A 20,483-nucleotide genomic window follows, 5' to 3' on the forward strand; every position below is an offset into this window, starting at 1 on the left:
ACGGAATTCGGCAATGACGCAGACAACAACCATTCGCTGGCAGCAGGAGGACGACGGCATCGTCGTGCTCACCCTCGACGATCCCTCGGCATCGGCCAACACGATGAACAGCGAGTTCCTCGCGTCGCTCACCGCGACGGTGGATCGCCTGTCGAGCGAGCTCGAGACGATCCGGGGCGTCGTCATCACCTCCGCGAAGAAGACGTTCTTCGCCGGTGGCAACCTCGATGACCTGATCGCCACCACACCCGACGACGCCCAGCACTGGACCGACTATTGCAACGGGCTCAAGCGGCAGCTGCGGCGGCTCGAAACGCTGGGGCGGCCGGTCGCCGCTGCGATCAACGGCGCGGCGCTCGGCGGCGGGCTGGAACTGGCGCTGGCCACGCATCACCGCATCGCGTGCGCGCGGGGCGTGGTCGTCGGGCTCCCCGAGGTGGGTCTGGGTCTGCTGCCCGCCGTCGGCGGCGTCACCCGCACCGTGCGTCTACTCGGAGTGCAGCGTGCGCTGGACAAGGTCCTGCTGAGCGGCAGCCGATTCAAGCCGCAGCAGGCTCTCGAACTCGGCCTTGTTCATCAGATCGTCCCCAGCACGGCCGATCTCGTACCGGCCGCCAAGGAGTGGATCGAAGCCAACCCGGACGCCGTGCAGCCGTGGGATGTCAAGGGCTACATCATTCCCGGCGGCACGCCCTCCGATCCCGAACTGGCGCAACGGCTTCCATTGCTCACCGCTGCGCTGCACAGCCGGTCGAAGGGCGCTCCCCTGCCCGCGCCGCGGGCGATCCTCGCGGCGGCGGTCGAGGGCGCGCAGGTGGACTTCGACTCCGCCGCGCTGATCGAGACGCGATACTTCATTCCGCTGGTCACCGGGCAGATCGCGAAGAACATGATCCAGTCGTCGTTCTTCGACCTGCAGACGGTGCAGGGTGGCGCCAGCCGGCCCGACGGGGTGCCCAAATACGCGGCGAAGAAGGTCGGCATCCTCGGGGCCGGAATGATGGGTGCCGCGCTCGCCTATGTCTGCGCGCGGGCCGGGCTGGAGGTGGTGCTGAAGGACCTCACCCTGGCCACCGCGGGACGCGGCAAGGGATATGCCGAAGCGCTGGAGGCGAAAGCGCTCGCGCGCGAGGCGACGACAGAGGCCGAGTCCGCGCGGCTGCTGGCCCGTATCACCCCCACGGCGTCGCGCGACGATCTGGCGGGCGTGGACTTCGTCGTCGAGGCGGTATTCGAGGACGTCGCGATCAAACAGCAGGTGTTCCAGGAGATTCAGGACATCGTCGAACCGGACGCCGTCCTGGGTTCCAACACCTCGACGCTGCCGATCAGCACGCTCGCCGAGGGCGTGCACCGGCAGCAGGACTTCATCGGCATCCACTTCTTCTCACCCGTCGACAAGATGCCGCTGGTCGAAATCATCACCGGGAAGAACACCTCCCGCGAGACCCTGGCGAAGGTCTTCGACTTCACCCAGCAGATCGGCAAGGTACCGATCGTCGTCGGCGACAGCCGCGGCTTCTTCACCAGCCGGGTGATCATGACTTTCCTCGACGAGGCCGTCGCCGCCGTCGGTGAGGGCATCGATCCGGCGGTGATCGAACAGGCTGGTGCCCAGGCCGGCTATCCCGCCCCGCCGCTGCAGCTGATGGACGAGCTGACCCTGACCCTCCCCCGCAAGATCCGCGAGGAGAAGAAAGCCGCGATCGAGGCGGCGGGCGGCAGCTGGCGCCCGCACCGGTCCGAAGCCGTGATCGACGCCATGATCGAAGAATTCGGCCGTAGGGGCCGATCGACGGCCGCCGGCTTCTACGACTACGACGAATCCGGCAAGCGGGTGGGTCTGTGGACCGGATTGCGCGATGCGTTCGGATCCGGCACCCGTGAGATCCCGTTCGAGGATCTGCGCGAGCGCATGCTCTTCGCCGAGGCGCTGGAGACCGTTCGGTGCTTCGACGAAGGCGTCCTGACCTCCGTCGCCGACGCGAATATCGGTTCGCTGTACGGCATCGGCTTCCCCTCCTGGACCGGCGGTGTCATTCAGTACATCAACGGCTACGAGGGCGGACTGCGAGGCTTCGTGGCGCGGGCACGTGAATTGGCGGAGCGGTACGGCTCCCGCTTCACTCCCCCGGATTCCCTGGTGGCCAAAGCCACCCAGGGCGAGCGGTACTGTTAAGCCAGTACCGCGGCGAGGAATGCCTCCGGCAGCGTCGACCCGTTGCCGGAGGCGTCCTCGTGTTCGAGGCCACGCAGGACCGCGAGGACGGCCGGCCCGCTGAACCGCAGCAACCCGACCAACGACAGGTCGGCGCACTGCCGCGCTACGGGCAGCAGGATGCGCGTGGCCTCGGCCGTCTCACCGGCTTCGGCGAGACAGGTCACCAGGAGCAGGCTGGCCTGCAGCAACGCCCGGGGGCGGTGCTGCCCGGCGATTCGGTCCCGCCTTGCCCGGGCTTTCGAGCACGCCTCGGTGGTCGCCGCCGCCGATCGCCGGGCGAGCAGCTCCCGAATGGCCGAGTCCTCCACCAGCTCCGCCGTGACCATGGCGATGCCTCCATCACCGATTTCACCGTCTACGCCATCCGTCGCGACGGCTGGCGAGGGAACGTTCGAATCCCCTTCTGCCGCAGCGGTAATGCCGAACCGGAGGCCTTCGTTGTTGAGGCGGGCGGCCAAACGGGGCAGATCCAAAGCGGTTGCGAGGCGCCGGCCGTCGCGCAAGCGTTGCCGAGCCATGTCGAAGTCCCCGCGCAGCGCCTTGACGCGGGCGCCCGTACCGTAGGTGGCCAGCATGAAATCGACGATTCCGCCCTCACCACCGAGTTCGTAGCTCTCGTCGAGCAGTCGCTCCGCAGCGGCCATGTCCCCCAGATCGAACAGTAGATCACCCAGTAACGCGCTCGCGATCCGCGCGGCATGAGACCGGCCGCCACCGCTACCCGCGGCGACCTCGAGGGCAGCGCGGAAGGCCGCTTCGGCCCCGGCGATGTCGAGTTCCTCGCTGGCGGCGATGCCGTCGAAGCAGTGCCCGTACATGACGCTGAACGGCCCTCGCATCCGCCGGTGGTAGTCTGCCGCCCACTGCTGCCAGCGGTGTGCCGCCGCGAAGTCGAACCGATAGATCGCGACGAACGTCGCCATATCCGCGGCGGTGGTGACCACCCACGGATGCAGCTCCTGTGGCCGAGCCAGGGCTCTCGACAGCAGTTCCTCGACACCGTCGAGGCGGTCGGCCGACACCCGCACCGCCGCATCCACCACGGCGGCCTCGATCTCGATCGCCGCGGTCCGGTCGACGTCGTCACGCTCGAGCAGCGCACGCACCTGTTGCAGCGCCGCGCCCGCGGCGGTGCGACGCTGCAACAGGAGATTCGCCCACACCGTGTCGAGCTGCAATGGCAGGCTCGAATTCACCGCAGCTGCCGGAAGTTTCGCGATCAAGGCGAGCAAGGTCGACATCTGCGACTGCTCGAGTAGTTGGGCACCGTCGGCTTCCACCAGCTCAACGGCCCGGGCCTGGTCGTCCCCCGCGAGCGCATGGTCCACCGCCGGACTCAGCAGGTGGTGGTCGGCGAACCACCGCGAGGCACGGCGGTGCAGCTCGGGAATCCAGTCCGGATGGTCGCGTTCGAGCCGCCGCCGCAGGAAATCGGCGAAGAGCTGGTGGTAGCGGAACCACTCTCCTTCGGCGTCGGCCCGGCTCAGGAACAGGTCGCGCGCCTCGACCTCTTCCAATAGCGCTGTGCCGTCGGGCATTCCGGACAGTTCCGACGCCAGCCCGGGGCTCAGGCGCTCGGTGATCGACGTGCGCAAGACGAATTCGAGCGTCCGCGGATCAAGTCCGTCCAGCACGTTCTCGGCGAGAAACTCGGCGATGGCGTGGTGGCGGCCGCTCAGATGCCCGATCAACTCGCTCGGATCGTCTCCGCCCCGGAGCGACAAGGAGGCAAGCTGAAGTGCCGCCACCCAGCCGTCCGTCGAGGCCGTCAGGCTGGCGATATCGCTGTCCGTCAGCGCCGGGCCGCCCACACCCGTGAAATACGATCGGGCCTCGGAAACTGTGAAGCGCAAGTCCTTTGGGTCGATCTCGACCACTTCGTCGTGGACGCGCATGGTGCTGAGCGGCAGGCCCGTGCGGCTGCGGCTGGTGACGATCACCTGCAGGTGGTGGCAGCCATGCTCGAGCAGGCGACCCAGGGCTGCGATGCCGGCGGCGTCGGTGACCCGGTGCCAGTCGTCGATGATCAGCGCGACATGCTCGCCGCCGGAGTGGATTTCGTCGACGAGTGTACTGCAGATATACGGTTCGGCGGCCTCGCCGTGCACTTCGAGCAACTCCCGCAGCCGCTCCGCCAGTGCGGGCAGCGCGGGGCGCAGAGCCTCGATCAGGTGCGCGAGGAACCACACCAGATTGTTATCGTCGCGATCGATGCCCAGCCAGGCGACATGCGCCCCGCGGTCGGCCAGGATGTCGCGCCATTGGGCCGCGACCGTGCTCTTCCCGAATCCGGCCGGGCCGTGGATGAGCACCAGACGCCGGCGTTGCCCATGGTCGCGCAGCAGCTCGAGCAGTCGCTCTCGCACAACCAGCGGATGCGCCGGGATGGGCGGGCGGAATCGCGTCGCGGCGGTCGGCGGTGGCATCGGAGTCGGCGTCCGGCCCCGTACCACCGAGCGCGGAGCCGTCGAGGGCAGCCCCTGCGTGGTGACCGGTGATTTCCGTTCCGAGTCCAAGGTTTCCGCGCCGATCGGCAGCACCATCCGATCAACCGGCAACCCATGGCCGCTCTGAATCTCGGCCAGCTCATCGCCGAAGGCGGCAGCCGACGCATACCGATCGGCCGGATCGCCCGCCATCGCGCGCTCGATCGCGTGGCACAGGTCGTCGGGTAACTCGTATGTGTGCAGATCCGGAATCGGTTCGGAGGTGATTCTCAGAAACTGGGAGACAACCCGCTCGCCCTCGCGGCGCTCGAACGCGGCATGGCCGGTGACCAGCGCGAACAGTGTGGCCCCGAGCCCGTAGACATCAGAGGCGCGCGAGGGTTCGCCGCCGGTGAGTACCTCGGGCGCGGTGAAGGCGGGCGATCCGGTGACCAGTCCCGATGTAGTCACGAACCCACCGGCGACATGTGCGATACCGAAGTCGGTGAGCTCGGGTTCGCCGTAGTCGCTCATCAGGATATTCCCCGGTTTCACATCCCGATGCAGCACGCCACACCGGTGGGCGGCCTCCAGCGCGCCGGCCACCTTCACCCCTACTCGCACGGCGTCCTGCCAGGGCAGCGGGCCATCACGTTCGATGATGTCCTGTAACGACTTTCGCGGGTGGTAGGGCATCACCAGGTAGGGGTGCCGCGCCGCCAGCTCACCGCTGAAGAGGATGGCGACGATGTTCGGATGCCCGGACAGTTTGCCCATGGCGCGCTGTTCCCGCAGGAAACGTGCGAGGTTTTCCCGGTCGACGTCTGTGGTCAGCACCTTGACGGCTACGGTGCGATCCAGCTCGGGCTGCTCGCACCGGTACACCACCCCGAAACCGCCGCGACCGATCACGGCCACATTCTCGAACCCGGCCGACTTCAATTCCGACGCAATGCTTTCCGTCGGAGCGCCTGGCTGCGACGGGCCTCGACCCTCCATCGACGAACTCATCTCCGGACACCCATCCACGCCGCGCAGGTCCGCAACGGCCCGAGCGCCCGACCCACGCATGCCGTTCGGTCGCCAGCGTACGGTCAGCATACCGCGCTCCCCGATACCGGATCGGTCGTTCGTGACGACTCCCGAAGCCTGGCCCGGTATGGCCATGACACGGTCCGAACGGCTACTCGGCCAGCGGGATCGCCGCGGCGTAGGCGCCTTCGTGATACAGCAGCGGCGCGCGGGCCGGCTCGGCGCCCTTCTCGCTGTACACGCGCACCACCCGGCACAGCACCAGGACCGAGTCGCCGGCGGGAATCAGCTGCTCGACCCGGGTGTGGATCCAGGTCGGCGTGCCGTGCAACACCGGCTCTCCGGTCTCGAGCGCCGTCCACAGGGATCGGTCGGCGAAACGCTGATCGGCAGTGCGCGAGAACCGCTGCGCGAGCGCCAGCTGGTGCGTGCCGAGCAGATGGACGACCAACGACTCAGCGGCCTCCAGCGCACCGATGCTCGACGACGTGCAGGTGATGTTGAACGACACCAGCGGCGGGTCGAGCGACAACGAGGCGAACGAGGTCGCGGTGAAACCCACGGGCCCGGAAGCCGATTCGAGGGTGACGATCGTGACTCCGGCCGCGTGCCGGCGCATCGCGGCGCGATACTCGGCCGGGCCGACATCACCGAAGGCGTCGGACCGAGCCGACAGGTCGGCGGACTTCTCGAGCGAGCTCGACATCGTTTTCTCCTGAAGATCGAATTTCGTCGTGAACATGCCCAGGTCAGGCGATTCCGCTGCGGGTCATACCTGCTCGGACATCAGCACGTGTGGGTCTGCGCTGGATCGGCTTGCCAATTCATGAAGCATCGCGATTCGCTCCTGTGACAAGCGCACGCCGCTCGACTCCAAACAGGGCAGGGTCCCGGAGGCGATGTACCCGAGCACATCCGAATTGATCAACGGCAGTAGTACGACACCGTCGGCGATCTTGGCGGCGTATATGTCGGAGATCAGCCCGGCGAGGCCGGTGGGTGTTCCGATGTACCGCAACGATTTCGGGCGCGGAGGCGTGTCGACGAGCTCGTCGAGACGATCCATCGCCCGATGCGCATCCTGGACGTTGGAGGCGATCATCACCTCGAGATCGACGAGCACGACCGCGTCGGCCGGATCGAGTCCGTCCTGCTCCGCACACTCTTTCTTGCGGGCGGTGCGCCGTTTGGTCGCGAGCAGATCCATGGTCTGCACGCGCTCCACCGTCGCGGGATCGACCGGGCAGGCTGTCTCGGTCACATCGATCCAGAGTCCGAGGCCGTCGCCGCGTCCCTCCGGTGCGGCGGCGGGGTGGTGCCCCGCGCCGACCAGGTCGATCGTGACGTGCAACGGGAGTCGTTCCCCCAGCAGCCACCGGGACATGATGTTTCCTTTCCTGCCTGGCGATCCCGCGACGGGTGCGGGCGCTACCCGGCCACCGGATCGATGACGATCGCGAAGGCCTTTTTCTCGATTCCGCCCGATCGATCGAGCGAGATGAACTTCTGCTCGGTGTACTCGTCGAGCGCGTCCGGGCCACCCTCGCGCCCCAGGCCGCTCTCCTTGTAGCCACCGAACGGATACGCGGGGTGAATGACGTGCCAGTCATTGACCCACACCATGCCCGCGTCCAACTGCCGGGCGACCTCCAGCGCGCGCTCCTCGCCACCCCAAACCCCCGCCGAGAGGCCGTAATTGGTGTCGTTGGCGATCTTGATCGCCTCGTCCACCGAGTCGTAGGTGAGGACGGTCAGGACCGGTCCGAAGACCTCCTCGCGCGCGATCCGCATGTCGTTGGTGACACCGGTGAAGATCGTGGGCTCCACCCAGTAGCCCTTGTCGAACTCCTCGCCCGACGGTGCGCGGCCACCCAGGACTGCCGTGGCGCCCTCCTCGGCGGCGATCCGGAAGTAGTCGAGGATGCGGTCGCGCTGCACCTTCGACGCGATCGGCCCGATGTGGGTCGTGGGATCGAGCGGGTCGCCGAGCTTCAGGGTCGAGGCCCGCTCGACCAGTCGCCGCACGACCTCGTCGTAGGTGCTCGCCGGAACCAGCAGCCGGGTACCCGCCTCGCAGGCCTGGCCGTTGTTGGCCATGCAGGCGAACAGCGCGCCATCGATGGCGATATCGAGGTCGGCGTCGTCTAGCAGGACGTTGGCGCCCTTGCCGCCGAGCTCGAGTGTCACTCGCCGGATCGTCTGGGCCGACTGCCGCAGGATGCTCTTGCCGACCGCGGTCGACCCGGTGAAGGCGACCTTGCGGACATCGGGATGACCGGCGAGGTAGGCGCCGACCGGATCACCGTCTCCGGTGACGACATTGAGCACACCGGCCGGAAGACCAGCGGCCTCGAACTCCTTGGCCAGCTCCAGCGCGAGCAGCGGCGCGTGCTCATCGGGCTTGAGCACCACGGTGTTTCCGGCCACCAGGGCCGGCGCGATCTTCCACACCGTGGTCAGCATCGGGATGTTCCACGGCACGATGGCCGCGACCACTCCGATCGGCTCGCGGCGCACGATGCCGAGCGCGGGGATCGGGCCGATCTCGGGCCCCTTGCTCTCCCACTCGTAGTTCTCCGCGAGCGAGGCCAGGTACTGCATCTGCGCCACCGAGAGCCCGACATGCAGGGCCCCGGTGATCCGGATGGTGGCGCCGTTCTCCCGGGTCTGCAGCACCGCGAGCTCGTCGATCCGACCGGCGAGCCGGGCCGCGACCTCATTGAGCAGCGCAGCCCGCTCGGCCGGCGCAGTGCGCCGCCAGGCCCCGTTCTCGTGCGCGGCCTTGGCGGCGGCCACGGCCTGGTCGACCTCGGCGATGCCGCCCTTGGCGACCGTCGCCACCAGTTCTTCGGTTGCGGGACTGCGGATTTCGTATCGATCGTCGGTGTCGGACCATTTGCCGTCGATGAACAGCGAGTAGTGGGGTGTACTCATCGGTTGCTCCTTGTGCTGTGAACCATGCTCGAGGCGGGACGCCGCCTCATCCGATCTGCCGTTCTCGCCCTTGCCAATACGGCGCGCGAATCGCCTTCTTGTCGACCTTGCCCGCCGGATTCACCGGTACGCGGTCCACGAATTCGATCGTCTTGGGGGCGGGAACGCTGCCGAGCGCGGCCTTCACGTAGTCGATCAGTTCTGGCTCGCTGACCTGCGTGCCCGGTTTCGCGACCACGACCGCGTGGACGGCTTCGCCCCACTTCTTGTGCGGCACACCGATCACCACCGCCTGCGCGACCGCGGGATGGGTCGCGAGCACGTCCTCCACCTGGCGCGGGAAGACATTGAAGCCGCCGCTGACGACCATGTCCTTCTTGCGATCGAGAATGTAGAGGAAACCGTCGGAGTCCAGCCGGCCGATGTCGCCGGTGTGCACCCAGCCCTCACGAAGCGCCTCATGGTTGCGAGAGGGATCGAGGTAGCTCAGCATCTGGCCGAGCTGGCGCGAGCAGATCTCGCCGACCTCGCCGACCGGCAGCGGCCGGTCTTCGTCGTCCTGGATGCTGACACGCACGGGGAACATCGGGCGTCCTGCCGAGGCCAGGCGATTGATCCACTCCGCCGAATCGACGCGATGCTCGTTCTTGCGCAGGCATGAGATGTAGCCCTGCTCGGTTCCGGCGTAGGTCTGGATGAAGATCGGGCCGAATACGTCCAGCGCCTCCCGCAGCCGTTCCGGCGCGATCGGCGACCCGGCGTAGATCATGGTTCCCAGCGACGACAGGTCGTGCTCGTCGCGTTCCGGATGGTCCAGCAGCAGGTAGATGATCGTCGGCACGACCGCGGTGGCGGTCACCCCGTAACGCTCGATGCTGGTGAGCAGGCCGTCGACGTCCAGTCCGGGCAGCATGACGTTGGTGCCGCCGCGGACGAAGGTCGGCATCACGAAGATCTGCGAGAAGTGCGTCAGCGGCGCGCCGTGTGCGAACACCTCGCCGAAGCGGATGTCGCCGATCTCCAGCCCGGCCGAAATGCTGTATTGCGCCCAGGTGTAGTGGGAGTTGACCACGCCCTTGGGCTCGCCGGTGCTGCCCGAGGTGAACAGTGCGTACGCCTCGTCGTCCTCGAACAGGCCGACCTCGGGGCGGGTGTCCGGCTGGGTATCGAAGGCCTCCGAGTAGCTCTGGGCCGCATTCTGATTCGCCTCCGCGTCGCCCCCGAGCCGGATCAGGTTCTGCAGCTTCGGCAACCGATCCCGGATCGCGGCGATCTGGTCGTCGAACTGTGCATGGTAGATCAGTGTGGTGGCGTCGGTCTGCGCCAGGTTCGACCGGAACCCGTCGGCCGCGGACCGGGTGGGCAGCTGAACGAGGACGCCGCCGGCCGCCCAGATCCCGTGCTGAGTCGGGATGAACTCCAGGCAGTTCGGCAACAGCAGCCCGACCCGTTCGCCTTTCTGCAGGCCCATTCCGACCAGGCCGTTGGCCACGCGGTTACGCCACGCTTGCAGCTCCCGGTACGTGATCGACCGCTCGCCGTCGATGATCGCCACCGAGGAGGAGTAATAGGTGCACGCCCTGTCCAGGACGTCCGGCAACGTACCCCACATCGTCAGGAACCGGCCAGGGTCGACGGGTCGAAGCCTTCGACCCAGTACTCGGGGGTAATGATCGGCAGCCCGAGCTCCTGCAATACCGGGGTGTCGTTCCAGTAGGTGGTCTCACGCGCGATCTTGCCGTCAGCGTCGAGCTGGTGCCAGGTGATGCCCTGGGTGGTCAGCGTCTTGCCGGCCGTCGGGACGCCACGATAGGTGTCGAGTCCCTCGCCGGTCCACTGCCATCGGATCACCACGGCCGGGTTGCCGGCGGTGCCGGCCAGGCCGAAGCATTCGAAGACATCGAAGCGGTGGATGCCGACGCCGTTGCCCCGGTCGCCGTTCGCGAACGGCGCCAGCCGGGGAGCCAGCTCGGCCTTGGTGATGGCGGTGGACAGCACGTGGTCGCGGTCGGCGTGGTCGTCGTACACCAGATCGTCGGCGTACAGCTCCACAGCCGCGTCGGTGTCGGTGGTCAGCGCCTTGGTCCAGCGCTGGGCGTGCTCGTCGTGTGTGCTCATGATTTTGTATTCCCTTCGGACAGTGCGCGTTTCAGGCGTTGGTAACCGACTTGGCGACCGAGTGCGGCGCGATCGGCAGGCCGAGCTCGGCGACCGCGGTGGCCACGTCCCAGAGACTGGCCTCCTTCACGATCAGGCCCTCGTCGTTGTAGACGTGGAAGGTGATGCCGCGGGAACCGGGCACCTTGCCGTTCGCGGGCACGCCCACGAAGGCCGTCGCCGTCGGCGCTTCCCAGGTCCACCGGTAGATGGCCGCTTTCTCGTCACCCACGACCTCGTCGATGCGGAAATTGTTGATGCCGATGCCGTTTTCGGTGTCTTTGTTCGCGTACGGCGCGAAGACGCGCAGCAGCTCGTCCTTGTCGGTGATCTTCTGACCGAGAATCGGGTCCTCGAAAACGAAGTCGTCGGCGTAGAGCGCGACAACGGCCTCGGGGCTCTCACGGAAGGCTTTCAGCCACTTGACCGCAAAAGTATGACTCATGGAAGTTCGCTTTCCTCGGTTCGTCAGGAACGCATTCAAGGTATGGCGGTGTGACGTAGGTAATCGACTTCCTCTCGGAGGAAAACCACTGCTCTAAGGGGGGATGCCGGGGGTAGGCGGGTGGGCGGGGAACACGTCACTACCAGGCCTCCTCCGTTCGGCCGCAGCAGCTCGTCGCCGCGGGGTCCGCCCGCACGCCGACGACGCTTTTCTCCCCCTTCGTTGGGCTCAAATCCCTCTTCCGAGAGGTGTGGCCGCACCGCGCCCGTTGCCAGACTGGGCTGCACACGCACCGGAAGGCAAAGGGTCTATCCATGAGCACATTCAAGAGCGCCGACGAGGTCTACACCTATATCGGCGGAATTTTCGAAGCCGCCACCAGGGAGCCGGCGTTCATCGAAGCGACCGCCGGCACCGGTTTGGTGATCAAACTGATCCAGACCGATCCCGACGCCGTCATGGTGATCGACTTCCCCGGACAGAAAGTCACTACCGGCGACGCCGCCCGAGATATGAATTCCACCGTGCAGCTGCGCATGTCGTCGGACAACAGCAACCGTTTCTGGCAGGGCAAGCTCAACTTCACGCTGGCCATGGCACAGCGGAAGGTGAAGCTCGAAGGCAAGCGCTCGGTGGCCCTGAAGCTGCTGCCGCTCACGGCCGGGCTGTTCGACGTCTACAAGACGCTGCTGGTAGGCAGCGGCCGCGAGGATCTGCTGATCCGCTAGAAATCCCCTCCACCCCAATACATTTCCCAAGGCATTAGGAGCACACATGCTGAACGCTGACATGACCGACGAAGAATTCCAGCCGTATTTCGAGAAGGCCCAGAAGGTCTCGGAGTTCTTCCGGGAGATCGGCCCGAAGTACGACCAGGAGAACACCTTCGCCTACCCGTCGATCCAGGTGTTCAAGGAATCCGGCCTCGGCGCGCTCCCCGTGCCGAAGGAATTCGGTGGCGCCGGCGGCGGCCTGCTGCACGCCTCGAAGGTGATCAGCGAACTGTCCAAGGGCGATTCGGCCATCACGCTGGCCTACAACATGCACTACATCATGGTCGGCATCGCCGGAAACCTGATGAGCGAGGAGCAGAACAAGTACTGGCTGGGGCGGGTTGCCCAGGGCGACCTCATGTTCGGTCCCTTCTCCGAGCAGCGCGCCGGATTCAGCGGCCTGGCCGATATGAAGGCGGTTCCGCAGCCCGAGGGCGGCTGGCGGCTCTACGGCAAGAAGGTCTGGGGCACGCTGTGCGAGGCCGCTGACATCGTGACCACCAACGCGACCATCACCGACGCCGACGGCAACCTGCCCGAGGACTTCCAGGAACGGGTCAACGCCGAGAGCTTCTTCATCGGCGAGTTCAAGCTCGACGAGAACGGTCAGGGTGACGGCGTCCGGATCGAAAAGACCTGGGACGCGCTGGGAATGCACGCCACCGGGACCCAGACCATCCATTTCGAGGGCTACTACGTCCCCGCCGACGGATTCATCTGCGAGTGGCGGACCGGCGCCTTCGGCGTGCTCGAATGGGCCTCGCTGATGTTCGCCAGCATCTACCTCGGCATGCAGTACCGCGTGCTGGAGGAGTCGCGGGCCGTGCTGTCGAAGAAGACCCTCGGCGCCACCTTCGGCGCGATCGTGGCCGCCGAGACCAAGGTCTCCGGAGTCGGCCACATCATCGACGGCATCGGCGACATGGCCTCGCGCGTCGAGCTCAGCCGCCGGGTGCTGTACCGCACCTGCCAGGAGGTCATGGACGGCCTCGACGACGAGTGGCCGCTCGAGCTGCGTTTCCCCTACATCGGGCTGGCCAAGACGTTCATCGCCGAAAACGTCATGCACATGACCAAGAACGCGATGAACATGGTCGGCGGCTCGTCCTTCAAGAAGGGCGCGATCTTCGAGCGCCTCTACCGCGACTCCGCGGCCTCGATGTTCCAGCCCCTCAACGCCGATCAGTCCCGCACCTACATCGGCGAGTACCTGCTGCAGCCGGAGGAACTCGCCGACTGACCCGGTCGAACGAGAACAAACCCCCGGCCTACCGGCCGGGGGTTTCCTCGTTGTGCAACCGGCTACGCCGGGGGCAGATGGCCACGGATGAGCAGCCAGGCGATGGCGCTGACGAGGTGCTGGATGGGGTCGACCAGATCGATGGTCATCGAATCTCCTTGCAGGGCTGGGGTATCAGGCGCGCAGTTCGGCGGCCACCGCGGGATCGAGGACGTCTTCGATGGCGATCTGGGCTTGGAGCGGGAGCGTGTGCAGGATGCTCCGGACCCGGTCCTGGCGGCGGGCGGCGGCCTGCCGGAACGGCATGCCGGGGGTCAGCCGCATCTGCGCGACGATGCCCTCGATGTCCTCGACGCCGCCGACATGGTGACCGGCGTCGACCAGGGCCTGCTCGTGGGCGATCTGCGCCTCGTCCTTTTCCTCGCTCATCCCGATCGGGCCGATCATGCGACCGTTGAGAAACTGCTTCACCACGGGTTCGTCGCTGGTGAGCAGGACCTCCCGCGGTCCGAACATCACCAGCTCGCGGCGGAACAGCATCCCGATATTGTCGGGGACGGTACGGGCCAGGTTGATGTTGTGGGTGACGATCAGGAAGGTCGCGTCGATCTGAGCGTTGATGTCGAGGAACAGCTGGCTGATATAGGTGGTGCGGACCGGGTCCAGCCCGGAGTCCGGCTCGTCGACCAGAATGATCTGCGGATCCAGCACCAGCGCGCGGGCCAGGCCGGCGCGCTTGCGCATACCCCCGGAGATCTCGCCCGGCAGTTTGCCCTCCGCGCCGAGCAGGCCGGTCAGCTCCAGCTTCTCCAGGACGATCTTCCTGATCTCGGTCTCGCTCTTCTTCGTATGCTCACGAAGCGGGAAGGCCACATTGTCGAACAGGGTCATCGAGCCGAACAGCGCGCCGTCCTGGAACAGCACGCCGAACAACTTGCGGATTTCGTAGAGTTCCTTCTCCGTGCAGTCCAGGATGTTCGTCCCGTCCACGACGATGGAACCGTATTCGGGCCGCAGCAGCCCGATCAGCGACTTCAGGAATACCGACTTGCCGGTGCCGGAAGGCCCCAGCAGCACGCTGACTTCGCCGGCCGGCAGGGTCAGCGACACATCCCGCCAAATCGTCTGGGAACCGAACGATTTCGTCAGACCCTCAACTTCGACTTCGACACCACTCACGTGAATCCTCCTTCTACGGCGCTGTCCCGACGGTCAGAACAGCGGTTCGAATCGATTGATCAGCCACCGGCCGTCCACCTTCGCCAGGCCCACCCGTAGCGCGTTCTGCGATTGCGATGGTGCGGGATTACCTGCGACGGTGGTGATCTGGTCGATGTAGACGAGGACTGTCGCCCGGTCCCGCGCGACCGATTCGACAGCCGCCCCGGTCGGCGTGGCCTGCATGGTCACCCGTTTGTCCTTCGCGGTCGGGCCGACGACGGTGTCCGCGAGCTTCCCGTAGGTGTCGAGAAAGTCGCCGGTCAGGCGTGCCTTGGCCGCATTGAGATCCTGGTCGACGGTCTCCGGCTTGTACGAGAGAATCGCGACAGCGCCGTCAGAAGCTGTATGGGCGACGGTGTCGCGTGCGGCGGCGAGATCGCGGTCTGCGGGGCGCTGCACGAAAAGCTGCAGCGAAACGGTCACCGCGAGACCCAGAATCACTGCCGTGGCGGCGATTTCACGGACGTGACGCAGGCCAGCGCGGGCGTACCGGAAAATTGTCTGTGTACCAATCATTGGACGAACGCCACCTTCGAAAGCTTGAGTTTCCCGCCGATTTCGCTGACGTCGACGCGCAGCTGGTACTGCTTCGGCTCGGTCTTCACCTGCACACCGGCGGGTGCGGTGTCGGCGGACCCCGGATTGGACTGCGGCACCGGGACCGACGTCTCCGAGGTTGCGACTACGAGTACGGTGACAGAGCCGTCGTCATTGCGGTGCTCGATGCCGGCGGCGATGCCGCGGCCGGTGGTGGTCCCGCCCGAGGCCTGCATCGTGTCGATGACCGAGCGCTTGCGGGCGTCGAACTCGTCGTGCCACTGCCCCGTCGCGCTCGCCAGCACCCGGTTCACGTATCCGTTCGCGTCCGCGGAATTGGTCGAAATCAGCTGGGCCACCGCATCCGTCGAGAACTGCAGCAGCTCTCGATCGTGTGCGGCGGCGCGGTCGGCCCGATGGTGCTCGACCAGGGACCATGCCCCGACAGCCGAACCGGCGGCGAAGATCACCGCGAGAACAGCGACGCAGAGTCGAAATACCTTGGTACTCACAGCGGCTCCATCCGGTCGATCAGCCATTGACCGTGCGGTTTCACAACGCGCACACGGACGCTGCTGACCAGGTAGGTCGGATCGGGCTTCGTCGCGTTGGTGGTGATTCCGCGCAGGAAGACCAGCGCCACCGCGGTGTCCGGGGCCGCGGAGACCAGCGAGGCGCCGCTGACCTCCCAGCGGGCGTCGATATGCGACTGATGCGCCTGCGGGATGATGGTGTCGGCGGTCAGCTTCGAATACGAATCCAGGAATTCACCGGTGAGGTGGGTCTTGGACTGTGCGACATCGGCGTCCACGGTGTCGGCCTTGTAGGTCAGTACACCCGCGGTCAGCTTGCCCGCCTGCTCGGCGACACCGGCACGGACTTCAGCCGTCCGGTGGTCGTCTGCCACATAGCGCCAGTGCCCGAGCGCCGCGCCGGCCATCGCCGAAACAGCCACGAGCGCAAGCACACCGAGGGTCAGACGACGGTAGCGAGGAGGGCGTGCCGCGTCCGCGAAAGTGCCGATCCGGCCGATCACCCGCGCGATCACGGCACGACCTCGACCTTCGACAGTTTGTAGCCGCCCCCGGTGTGGACCACGTCGATCCGCAACCGCCAGGTCCGCGGGTCGCCCTTGGCCCCGGCCGCGTTCGTCACCTTGGAGACCGCGGTGACCAGCACCGTCGTGCTGCCATCGGGATTGTGCCGCTCGATACCCGCGCCGAGGATCTCCCCGACGGAATCGGTCTTGGAGTCGTTGATGGCGCCGACGAATTTGTCCTTGGTGCCCTGGAATTCGGTCAGCCACTGGCCCGTCGCATCCTTGACGATCCGGTCCGCGCTGCCGGCGGGATCCTTCACACTCGGCGAAATGAGATTGACCGCTTCCTGCCGGACCGCACCGAGCAGCGCGAGATCATTCTCGCCCGCCCGGTCACTGTCGCGGTGCGCCTGCGCCAGTAGCAGCGCCGCCGTCGACATCCCCGCGATCGCGAGCACGGCCAGCGCCACCGCGATCGAACGCCGACTCGGACGGCCGAGCGATCGCGGCGCCCAACGCCGCGTCCGTTCGTCACCGTGCGCATCGGTATCTTCTGCGCCACTGTCGTTTTCAGAGTCGGCGGCCGAACCTCCCGCGGCCTCGGCGGGATCCAACTCGGCCGCTTCCCTGCCGATATCCTCGTCGGTCAGGACGCTTTCGGCGTCCGGATGCACGGCGGCTTCGCGTGTCATCAGTTGCCTCCTGTCAGCATGGACTGCAGAGTCTGTGTGCCGGTACGGAATTCGTATCCGGCGCGAGCTGGTTGCGACTCGTCCGCCGGCGGCTGCGGCGCGGGCTGGGCATCCGGGTTGTCCGCGGCCGGAGCGGGATTGTCGTGCCAGCCGTTGTCGCCCTGAGGGACGTAGGGCCGGTTGCTCTTGCAGTCCTCGACGGTCGGCGCGCGTTTTCCCGGGTTGTCCATGCACGGCAGGTTGCGGGCACCGCGGACCGCGTTGGCCGCGTCCTGCGGAATCGCACAGTAGAGCGGCGCGGCGGTGCGGACCGGGGCGTCGGTGGCCGAACCGTCCCGGCGGTCGGAGCCGGGCAGGAATCCGGTCGTGCACGGAGGCGGCGCGTTCAGGTTCAGTTTGAAGTCGAGGAACGCGCGGTTGGTGCCGCCCGAGTTCGGAACGTTGATGGTTTTCAGGGCACTGATGCTCGCGGGCAGCAGGACCAGCAGCTGTTCGATCGACGGGTTGTAGGTGACCGCGACCTGACCGAGACTCGAGAGGTTGGCCACCAGCAACGGCGCGGTCAGGTGCAGTTGCTCGAACAATTGGCTCGCCTGTCGCGCCGCGCCCGGCCCGGTCCGGAAGACGTCGCGGATCTGCTCGTCGCTCGCCTGCGCCTGCCGCACCGAATTCGCCAGGTGCTGCGCCCATTCCCGGATGGCCGCGCTGCTGACCTGCTGAGAGTCGAGGAAGGGCGCCGAGTCCTGGATGAGCGTGGTCAGCGAGTCCGAGTCCGTGTGCGCCTGGTCGAGCACCCGGTCGGCTCCGTTCAGCAAGCGCTGCAGGGCATCTCCGCTGCCACCGAACCCGCGCTGGGTTTCGTCGATCAGTGTGGTCAGCCGGTCCTGCGGGATGGAGGTGAGACTGGTGTTCAGGGTGTCGATCAGTGGGGCGATGTCCTGCGGCACCGTGGTGCGCTGCACCGGGACCACATCACCGTCCTTCAGGAACGGCCCGTTCTCGGAGGTCGGCACGAAATCCAGGTACTGCTCGCCGATGGCGGAGCGGCTGTGCACATTCGCCGTGGCGGACAATGGAATTCGCACCGAGCTGTCCATATCGAGGGTGGCCACGGCGCCGTCCTCGGTGGGAGCCACCGTGGTGACGATGCCGATGGTCTTGCCGCGGTAGGTGACGTTGGCGCTGGAGTAGAGGCCGCCGCTGGTGGTCAGCTGCACCGATATCCGGTAGCGGCCGACGCCCGCCAGATCCGGCAGCCGCATGTAGACCACGCCCATGACCGCCAGCGCGACCACCGTCACGACGGCGAAGATGATCAGCTGGATCCGGACGAATCGCGAAAGAATCATTTCCCACCTCGAATGACGACGGAATCGAGTCCTGCGGTCAGCGGGTTCTTCGTCGAGAGTGCGGGCACCCGGTCGACGGTGCGGCCCAGGGCCGTTTCGGCGTTCTCCAGCACACCCTCGAGCGGTGTGCCCTGCAGCAGCCCGCGCCCCAGCCGTCCCAGCGTGAGATCGACCGTGCCGCTGAGGTTTCCAGCGTCGCCGCGGAAGAACTTGGGGATATTGGCCAGCGGCCACGGATAGGTCGGCAACAGGCCCAACGCCCGGGTGAGATCGGGTCCCGCATTGGCGAGTTCGCGCATGACGGGCTCGATGTCGCGCAGGTTCTGCTGCACGTCCTGGCTGCTGGCGGTGACGACGCGGTTCGCCGAATCGGCGAACCCGCCGAGAGCCGTCACGGTGTCGGTCAGTTGCTGGTGCTGCTCGGCCAGCACCGTCAGCGCGGGCGGGATGCGGTCGAGCGCCGTTGCCAGCACATCGTTCTGCTGCCCGACCGTGGCGGCCAGGCGGTCGAGTCCCGTGGCGGCGGTGATGATGTCGTCGCTCTGGGCATTGAGGTCCGCGCTGAAGACATTGGTCTGCGTCAGCAGGTCGCGGACTTCGGTTTCGTGCCCGGACAGTCCCGCGTTCACCTGGCTGCTGATCTCCTCGATGCGGCCCAGGCCGCCGCCGTTGAGCACCGTCGAGAGCGAGGCCAGGGTCTGCTCGGTGGTCGGGTAGGTGCTGGCGTGCTCGAGCGGAATAACGCTGCCGTTCTTCAGCTCTCCGGTCGGTGGCTCGGTCAGCGGCGCCGCCAGTTCGATGTGCAGCGATCCCAGCAGGCTGGTCTGGCCGATCTTGGCAGTGGCATTCGCCGGCAGGTGCACGTCGCCGTTCAGCGACACCGTGACCAGCGCGTGCCAGCCCTCGAGCTGCACGTCGGCGACATTGCCGACCGTCACGTCGTTCACGCGGACACGTGAATTTCGTTGAATGGACATCACATTCGGCATCTCGATCTTGACCGAGTACGAGCCGGGACCACCGCCCGCGGTGCCGGGCAGCGGCAGCGAGTTCGGTCCCTGCCAGTCGCAGCCCGACAGGGCCAGGGCCAGACCGCAGGTCATCGTCACCGCCGCCATGTGCTTCGTGCCGCGCATCAGCGCCCACCTCCTGAGTTCGCCGGGTCGGGAATGCCCAGCAGCCCTGGCAGACCACGCGCCGCGTCCACCGGCTGGGTGGCCTGCGGAGCCGGCGCGATGCCCCGCAGCCACTGCTCGCTGTAGTCGATCTGTTCCGGCCGCACCGACAGACCCGACACTGCGTTGACGCCGATGGGCGGGTAGTTCATCTGCAGCAGTTTCAGCACCGGAGCCAGTTGCGAGACGCACAGTTTCGCGGCCTCCTCGGCACCCAGCTGACCGGCCGATTGGATGGCGCCGCAGATGAATTGCACCGGATTGTCGAACTGCGTCACCGCCAGCGCACCGGTGAACGAGCCCTGGGCCGGGTTGTAGATGTTGTAGAAGTTCTGGATGGCGGTCGGTGCCACGTGCAGCAACTGCTCGATGTCGGGTCGAATATCGTTGAGCGCCTTGGCGACCGCCGCCAGGTCGGATACCGATTTGGTCGCGCCGCCCTGATTGTCCTTGACGAACTTTTCGAGCCGGCTCGACATCGCGTCGACCCCTTGCAGGGCTTGGGTGAGTTCCCCGTCCGTGCCGTCGAGCGCACCGGAGACGGAGGCGATGTTCTGGTTCAAACGGACGATCTCGCCGTCGCTGGCCGAGAGCGCGGTCATGAATGCCTGCAGATTCCGCACCGTGGCGAACAGGTCGTCACGGCCGTCGGACAGCGTCGACATCGCGTTGGACAGCTTGGTGAGGGTGTCGTGGATCTGATCGCCCTTGCCGCTCAGGGCGTTCGCCGCCGAGTTCACGAAATCTCCCAGCGCCCCGGCCTTGTTGTCCGGGGTCGGGTTGATCGACTCGGCCATCGACTGCAACTGCTTGCGCAGGTCATCCCATTCGACCGGGACCGCGGTGCGTTCGAGCGGAATCTCGGCATTGTCGGCCAGTTCTGGCCCGCCGGTATAGGCCGGGGTGAGCTGGATGGCACGCGCTGAGATCAGGCTCTGCGACAGGATCACGGCCTTCGCTCCCGCAGGCAGCCGATAGTGGGACTCGTAGTGGAACGCGACCCGCATCCGGTCACCGCGGGGATCGATGGCGTCGATCGCGCCGACGTCGACGCCCAGGATCTTCACCCGGTCTCCGACGAACAGGCCGTTGGTGTTCTCGACGTAGGCGACCGCGGATTTCGTGGTGACGCGCTGGTAGAAATGCCAGCCCACGCCCCCCGCCACGATCGCGACGACGATACCGACGATGGCGATGCGGCCGCGGATGGCCCTGAATGTTGTTGGTATGGCTCGGAACACG

At 66.6% G+C, this 20,483-nt stretch carries 18 protein-coding genes; 3 read left to right on the forward strand and 15 right to left on the reverse strand.

Going from position 1 to position 20,483, the window contains the following annotated elements; all coding sequences use genetic code 11:
* Positions 1-13: 13 nt before the first annotated feature.
* Entirely contained in the window at positions 14-2,179 is a 2,166-nt protein-coding gene (locus ABZV44_RS28385; protein ID WP_354842517.1) for a 3-hydroxyacyl-CoA dehydrogenase NAD-binding domain-containing protein, read from the forward strand.
* Here the strand turns inward: ABZV44_RS28385 and ABZV44_RS28390 are convergent.
* The 7 genes from ABZV44_RS28390 to ABZV44_RS28420 form a co-directional block, all read right to left on the reverse strand.
* Positions 2,176-5,559: a protein kinase gene (locus ABZV44_RS28390; RefSeq protein ID WP_354842520.1), complete on the reverse strand. Its 3,384-nt coding sequence runs from the start codon at positions 5,557-5,559 to the stop codon at positions 2,176-2,178. The genes ABZV44_RS28385 and ABZV44_RS28390 overlap by 4 nt on opposite strands.
* A gap of 271 nt (positions 5,560-5,830) precedes the next feature.
* On the reverse strand, positions 5,831-6,385 hold the full coding sequence (locus ABZV44_RS28395; RefSeq protein WP_354842522.1) for a flavin reductase family protein: 555 nt from the start codon (positions 6,383-6,385) through the stop codon (positions 5,831-5,833).
* A 63-nt stretch (positions 6,386-6,448) separates the two neighbouring features.
* The gene (locus ABZV44_RS28400; RefSeq protein ID WP_354842525.1) at positions 6,449-7,063 is read right to left on the reverse strand and encodes a hypothetical protein; all 615 of its coding nucleotides are present in this window, start codon (positions 7,061-7,063) and stop codon (positions 6,449-6,451) included.
* Between the two features lie 44 nt (positions 7,064-7,107).
* Complete coding sequence (locus ABZV44_RS28405; protein ID WP_354842528.1) at positions 7,108-8,613, reverse strand: aldehyde dehydrogenase family protein; 1,506 nt, start codon at positions 8,611-8,613, stop codon at positions 7,108-7,110.
* A gap of 46 nt (positions 8,614-8,659) precedes the next feature.
* On the reverse strand, positions 8,660-10,225 hold the full coding sequence (locus ABZV44_RS28410; RefSeq protein WP_354842530.1) for a long-chain fatty acid--CoA ligase: 1,566 nt from the start codon (positions 10,223-10,225) through the stop codon (positions 8,660-8,662).
* 2 nt (positions 10,226-10,227) lie between these two features.
* The gene (locus ABZV44_RS28415) at positions 10,228-10,731 is read right to left on the reverse strand and encodes a ketosteroid isomerase-related protein (protein WP_354842533.1); all 504 of its coding nucleotides are present in this window, start codon (positions 10,729-10,731) and stop codon (positions 10,228-10,230) included.
* Positions 10,732-10,762: 31 nt separating this feature from the next.
* Entirely contained in the window at positions 10,763-11,215 is a 453-nt protein-coding gene (locus ABZV44_RS28420) for a ketosteroid isomerase-related protein (protein ID WP_354842536.1), read from the reverse strand.
* A gap of 314 nt (positions 11,216-11,529) precedes the next feature.
* Here ABZV44_RS28420 and ABZV44_RS28425 point away from each other — a divergent pair, with 314 nt between their 5' ends.
* The gene (locus tag ABZV44_RS28425) at positions 11,530-11,943 is read left to right on the forward strand and encodes an SCP2 sterol-binding domain-containing protein (protein WP_354842539.1); all 414 of its coding nucleotides are present in this window, start codon (positions 11,530-11,532) and stop codon (positions 11,941-11,943) included.
* 46 nt (positions 11,944-11,989) lie between these two features.
* Positions 11,990-13,228 (forward strand): acyl-CoA dehydrogenase family protein, encoded by a 1,239-nt coding sequence (locus tag ABZV44_RS28430; RefSeq protein ID WP_354842542.1) that lies wholly within the window; start codon positions 11,990-11,992, stop codon positions 13,226-13,228.
* Positions 13,229-13,402: 174 nt separating this feature from the next.
* Here ABZV44_RS28430 and ABZV44_RS28435 read toward each other — a convergent pair whose 3' ends face one another.
* Genes ABZV44_RS28435 through ABZV44_RS28470 form a run of 8 tightly spaced genes read right to left on the reverse strand, consistent with a single transcriptional unit; the run spans position 13,403 to position 20,482 of the window.
* A complete protein-coding gene (locus ABZV44_RS28435) occupies positions 13,403-14,407 on the reverse strand; it encodes an ABC transporter ATP-binding protein (RefSeq protein ID WP_354842545.1) in 1,005 nt (334 codons plus the stop codon).
* A gap of 33 nt (positions 14,408-14,440) precedes the next feature.
* Entirely contained in the window at positions 14,441-14,965 is a 525-nt protein-coding gene (locus tag ABZV44_RS28440; protein ID WP_354842548.1) for a hypothetical protein, read from the reverse strand.
* Positions 14,962-15,498, reverse strand: coding sequence for a hypothetical protein (locus ABZV44_RS28445; RefSeq protein WP_354842551.1), 537 nt, complete (start codon positions 15,496-15,498; stop codon positions 14,962-14,964). The genes ABZV44_RS28440 and ABZV44_RS28445 overlap by 4 nt, the downstream gene beginning before the upstream one ends.
* Positions 15,495-16,034 (reverse strand): hypothetical protein, encoded by a 540-nt coding sequence (locus tag ABZV44_RS28450; RefSeq protein WP_354842554.1) that lies wholly within the window; start codon positions 16,032-16,034, stop codon positions 15,495-15,497. The genes ABZV44_RS28445 and ABZV44_RS28450 overlap by 4 nt, the downstream gene beginning before the upstream one ends.
* Positions 16,031-16,717: a hypothetical protein gene (locus ABZV44_RS28455; protein ID WP_354842556.1), complete on the reverse strand. Its 687-nt coding sequence runs from the start codon at positions 16,715-16,717 to the stop codon at positions 16,031-16,033. Before ABZV44_RS28455 ends, ABZV44_RS28450 begins: the two co-directional genes overlap by 4 nt.
* Positions 16,717-18,066 (reverse strand): MlaD family protein, encoded by a 1,350-nt coding sequence (locus tag ABZV44_RS28460; RefSeq protein ID WP_354842559.1) that lies wholly within the window; start codon positions 18,064-18,066, stop codon positions 16,717-16,719. Before ABZV44_RS28460 ends, ABZV44_RS28455 begins: the two co-directional genes overlap by 1 nt.
* Positions 18,063-19,202, reverse strand: coding sequence for an MCE family protein (locus ABZV44_RS28465; RefSeq protein WP_354842562.1), 1,140 nt, complete (start codon positions 19,200-19,202; stop codon positions 18,063-18,065). The genes ABZV44_RS28460 and ABZV44_RS28465 overlap by 4 nt, the downstream gene beginning before the upstream one ends.
* The gene (locus ABZV44_RS28470) at positions 19,202-20,482 is read right to left on the reverse strand and encodes an MCE family protein (protein ID WP_354842565.1); all 1,281 of its coding nucleotides are present in this window, start codon (positions 20,480-20,482) and stop codon (positions 19,202-19,204) included. Before ABZV44_RS28470 ends, ABZV44_RS28465 begins: the two co-directional genes overlap by 1 nt.
* Position 20,483: the final 1 nt, after the last annotated feature.

Origin of the sequence: Nocardia sp. NPDC004860, assembly GCF_040609015.1 — a bacterium.
Classification (GTDB): Bacteria; Actinomycetota; Actinomycetes; order Mycobacteriales; family Mycobacteriaceae; genus Nocardia.

Coding starts and splice junctions, on each gene's coding strand:
- ABZV44_RS28385 (WP_354842517.1), top strand. CDS start 14: ATGACGCAGACAACAACCATTCGCTGGCAGCAGGAGGACGACGGCATC.
- ABZV44_RS28410 (WP_354842530.1), bottom strand. CDS start 10,225: ATGTGGGGTACGTTGCCGGACGTCCTGGACAGGGCGTGCACCTATTAC.
- ABZV44_RS28405 (WP_354842528.1), bottom strand. CDS start 8,613: ATGAGTACACCCCACTACTCGCTGTTCATCGACGGCAAATGGTCCGAC.
- ABZV44_RS28395 (WP_354842522.1), bottom strand. CDS start 6,385: ATGTCGAGCTCGCTCGAGAAGTCCGCCGACCTGTCGGCTCGGTCCGAC.
- ABZV44_RS28430 (WP_354842542.1), top strand. CDS start 11,990: ATGCTGAACGCTGACATGACCGACGAAGAATTCCAGCCGTATTTCGAG.
- ABZV44_RS28420 (WP_354842536.1), bottom strand. CDS start 11,215: ATGAGTCATACTTTTGCGGTCAAGTGGCTGAAAGCCTTCCGTGAGAGC.
- ABZV44_RS28455 (WP_354842556.1), bottom strand. CDS start 16,717: ATGACACGCGAAGCCGCCGTGCATCCGGACGCCGAAAGCGTCCTGACC.
- ABZV44_RS28465 (WP_354842562.1), bottom strand. CDS start 19,202: ATGCGCGGCACGAAGCACATGGCGGCGGTGACGATGACCTGCGGTCTG.
- ABZV44_RS28440 (WP_354842548.1), bottom strand. CDS start 14,965: ATGATTGGTACACAGACAATTTTCCGGTACGCCCGCGCTGGCCTGCGT.
- ABZV44_RS28425 (WP_354842539.1), top strand. CDS start 11,530: ATGAGCACATTCAAGAGCGCCGACGAGGTCTACACCTATATCGGCGGA.
- ABZV44_RS28415 (WP_354842533.1), bottom strand. CDS start 10,731: ATGAGCACACACGACGAGCACGCCCAGCGCTGGACCAAGGCGCTGACC.
- ABZV44_RS28400 (WP_354842525.1), bottom strand. CDS start 7,063: ATGTCCCGGTGGCTGCTGGGGGAACGACTCCCGTTGCACGTCACGATC.
- ABZV44_RS28460 (WP_354842559.1), bottom strand. CDS start 18,066: ATGATTCTTTCGCGATTCGTCCGGATCCAGCTGATCATCTTCGCCGTC.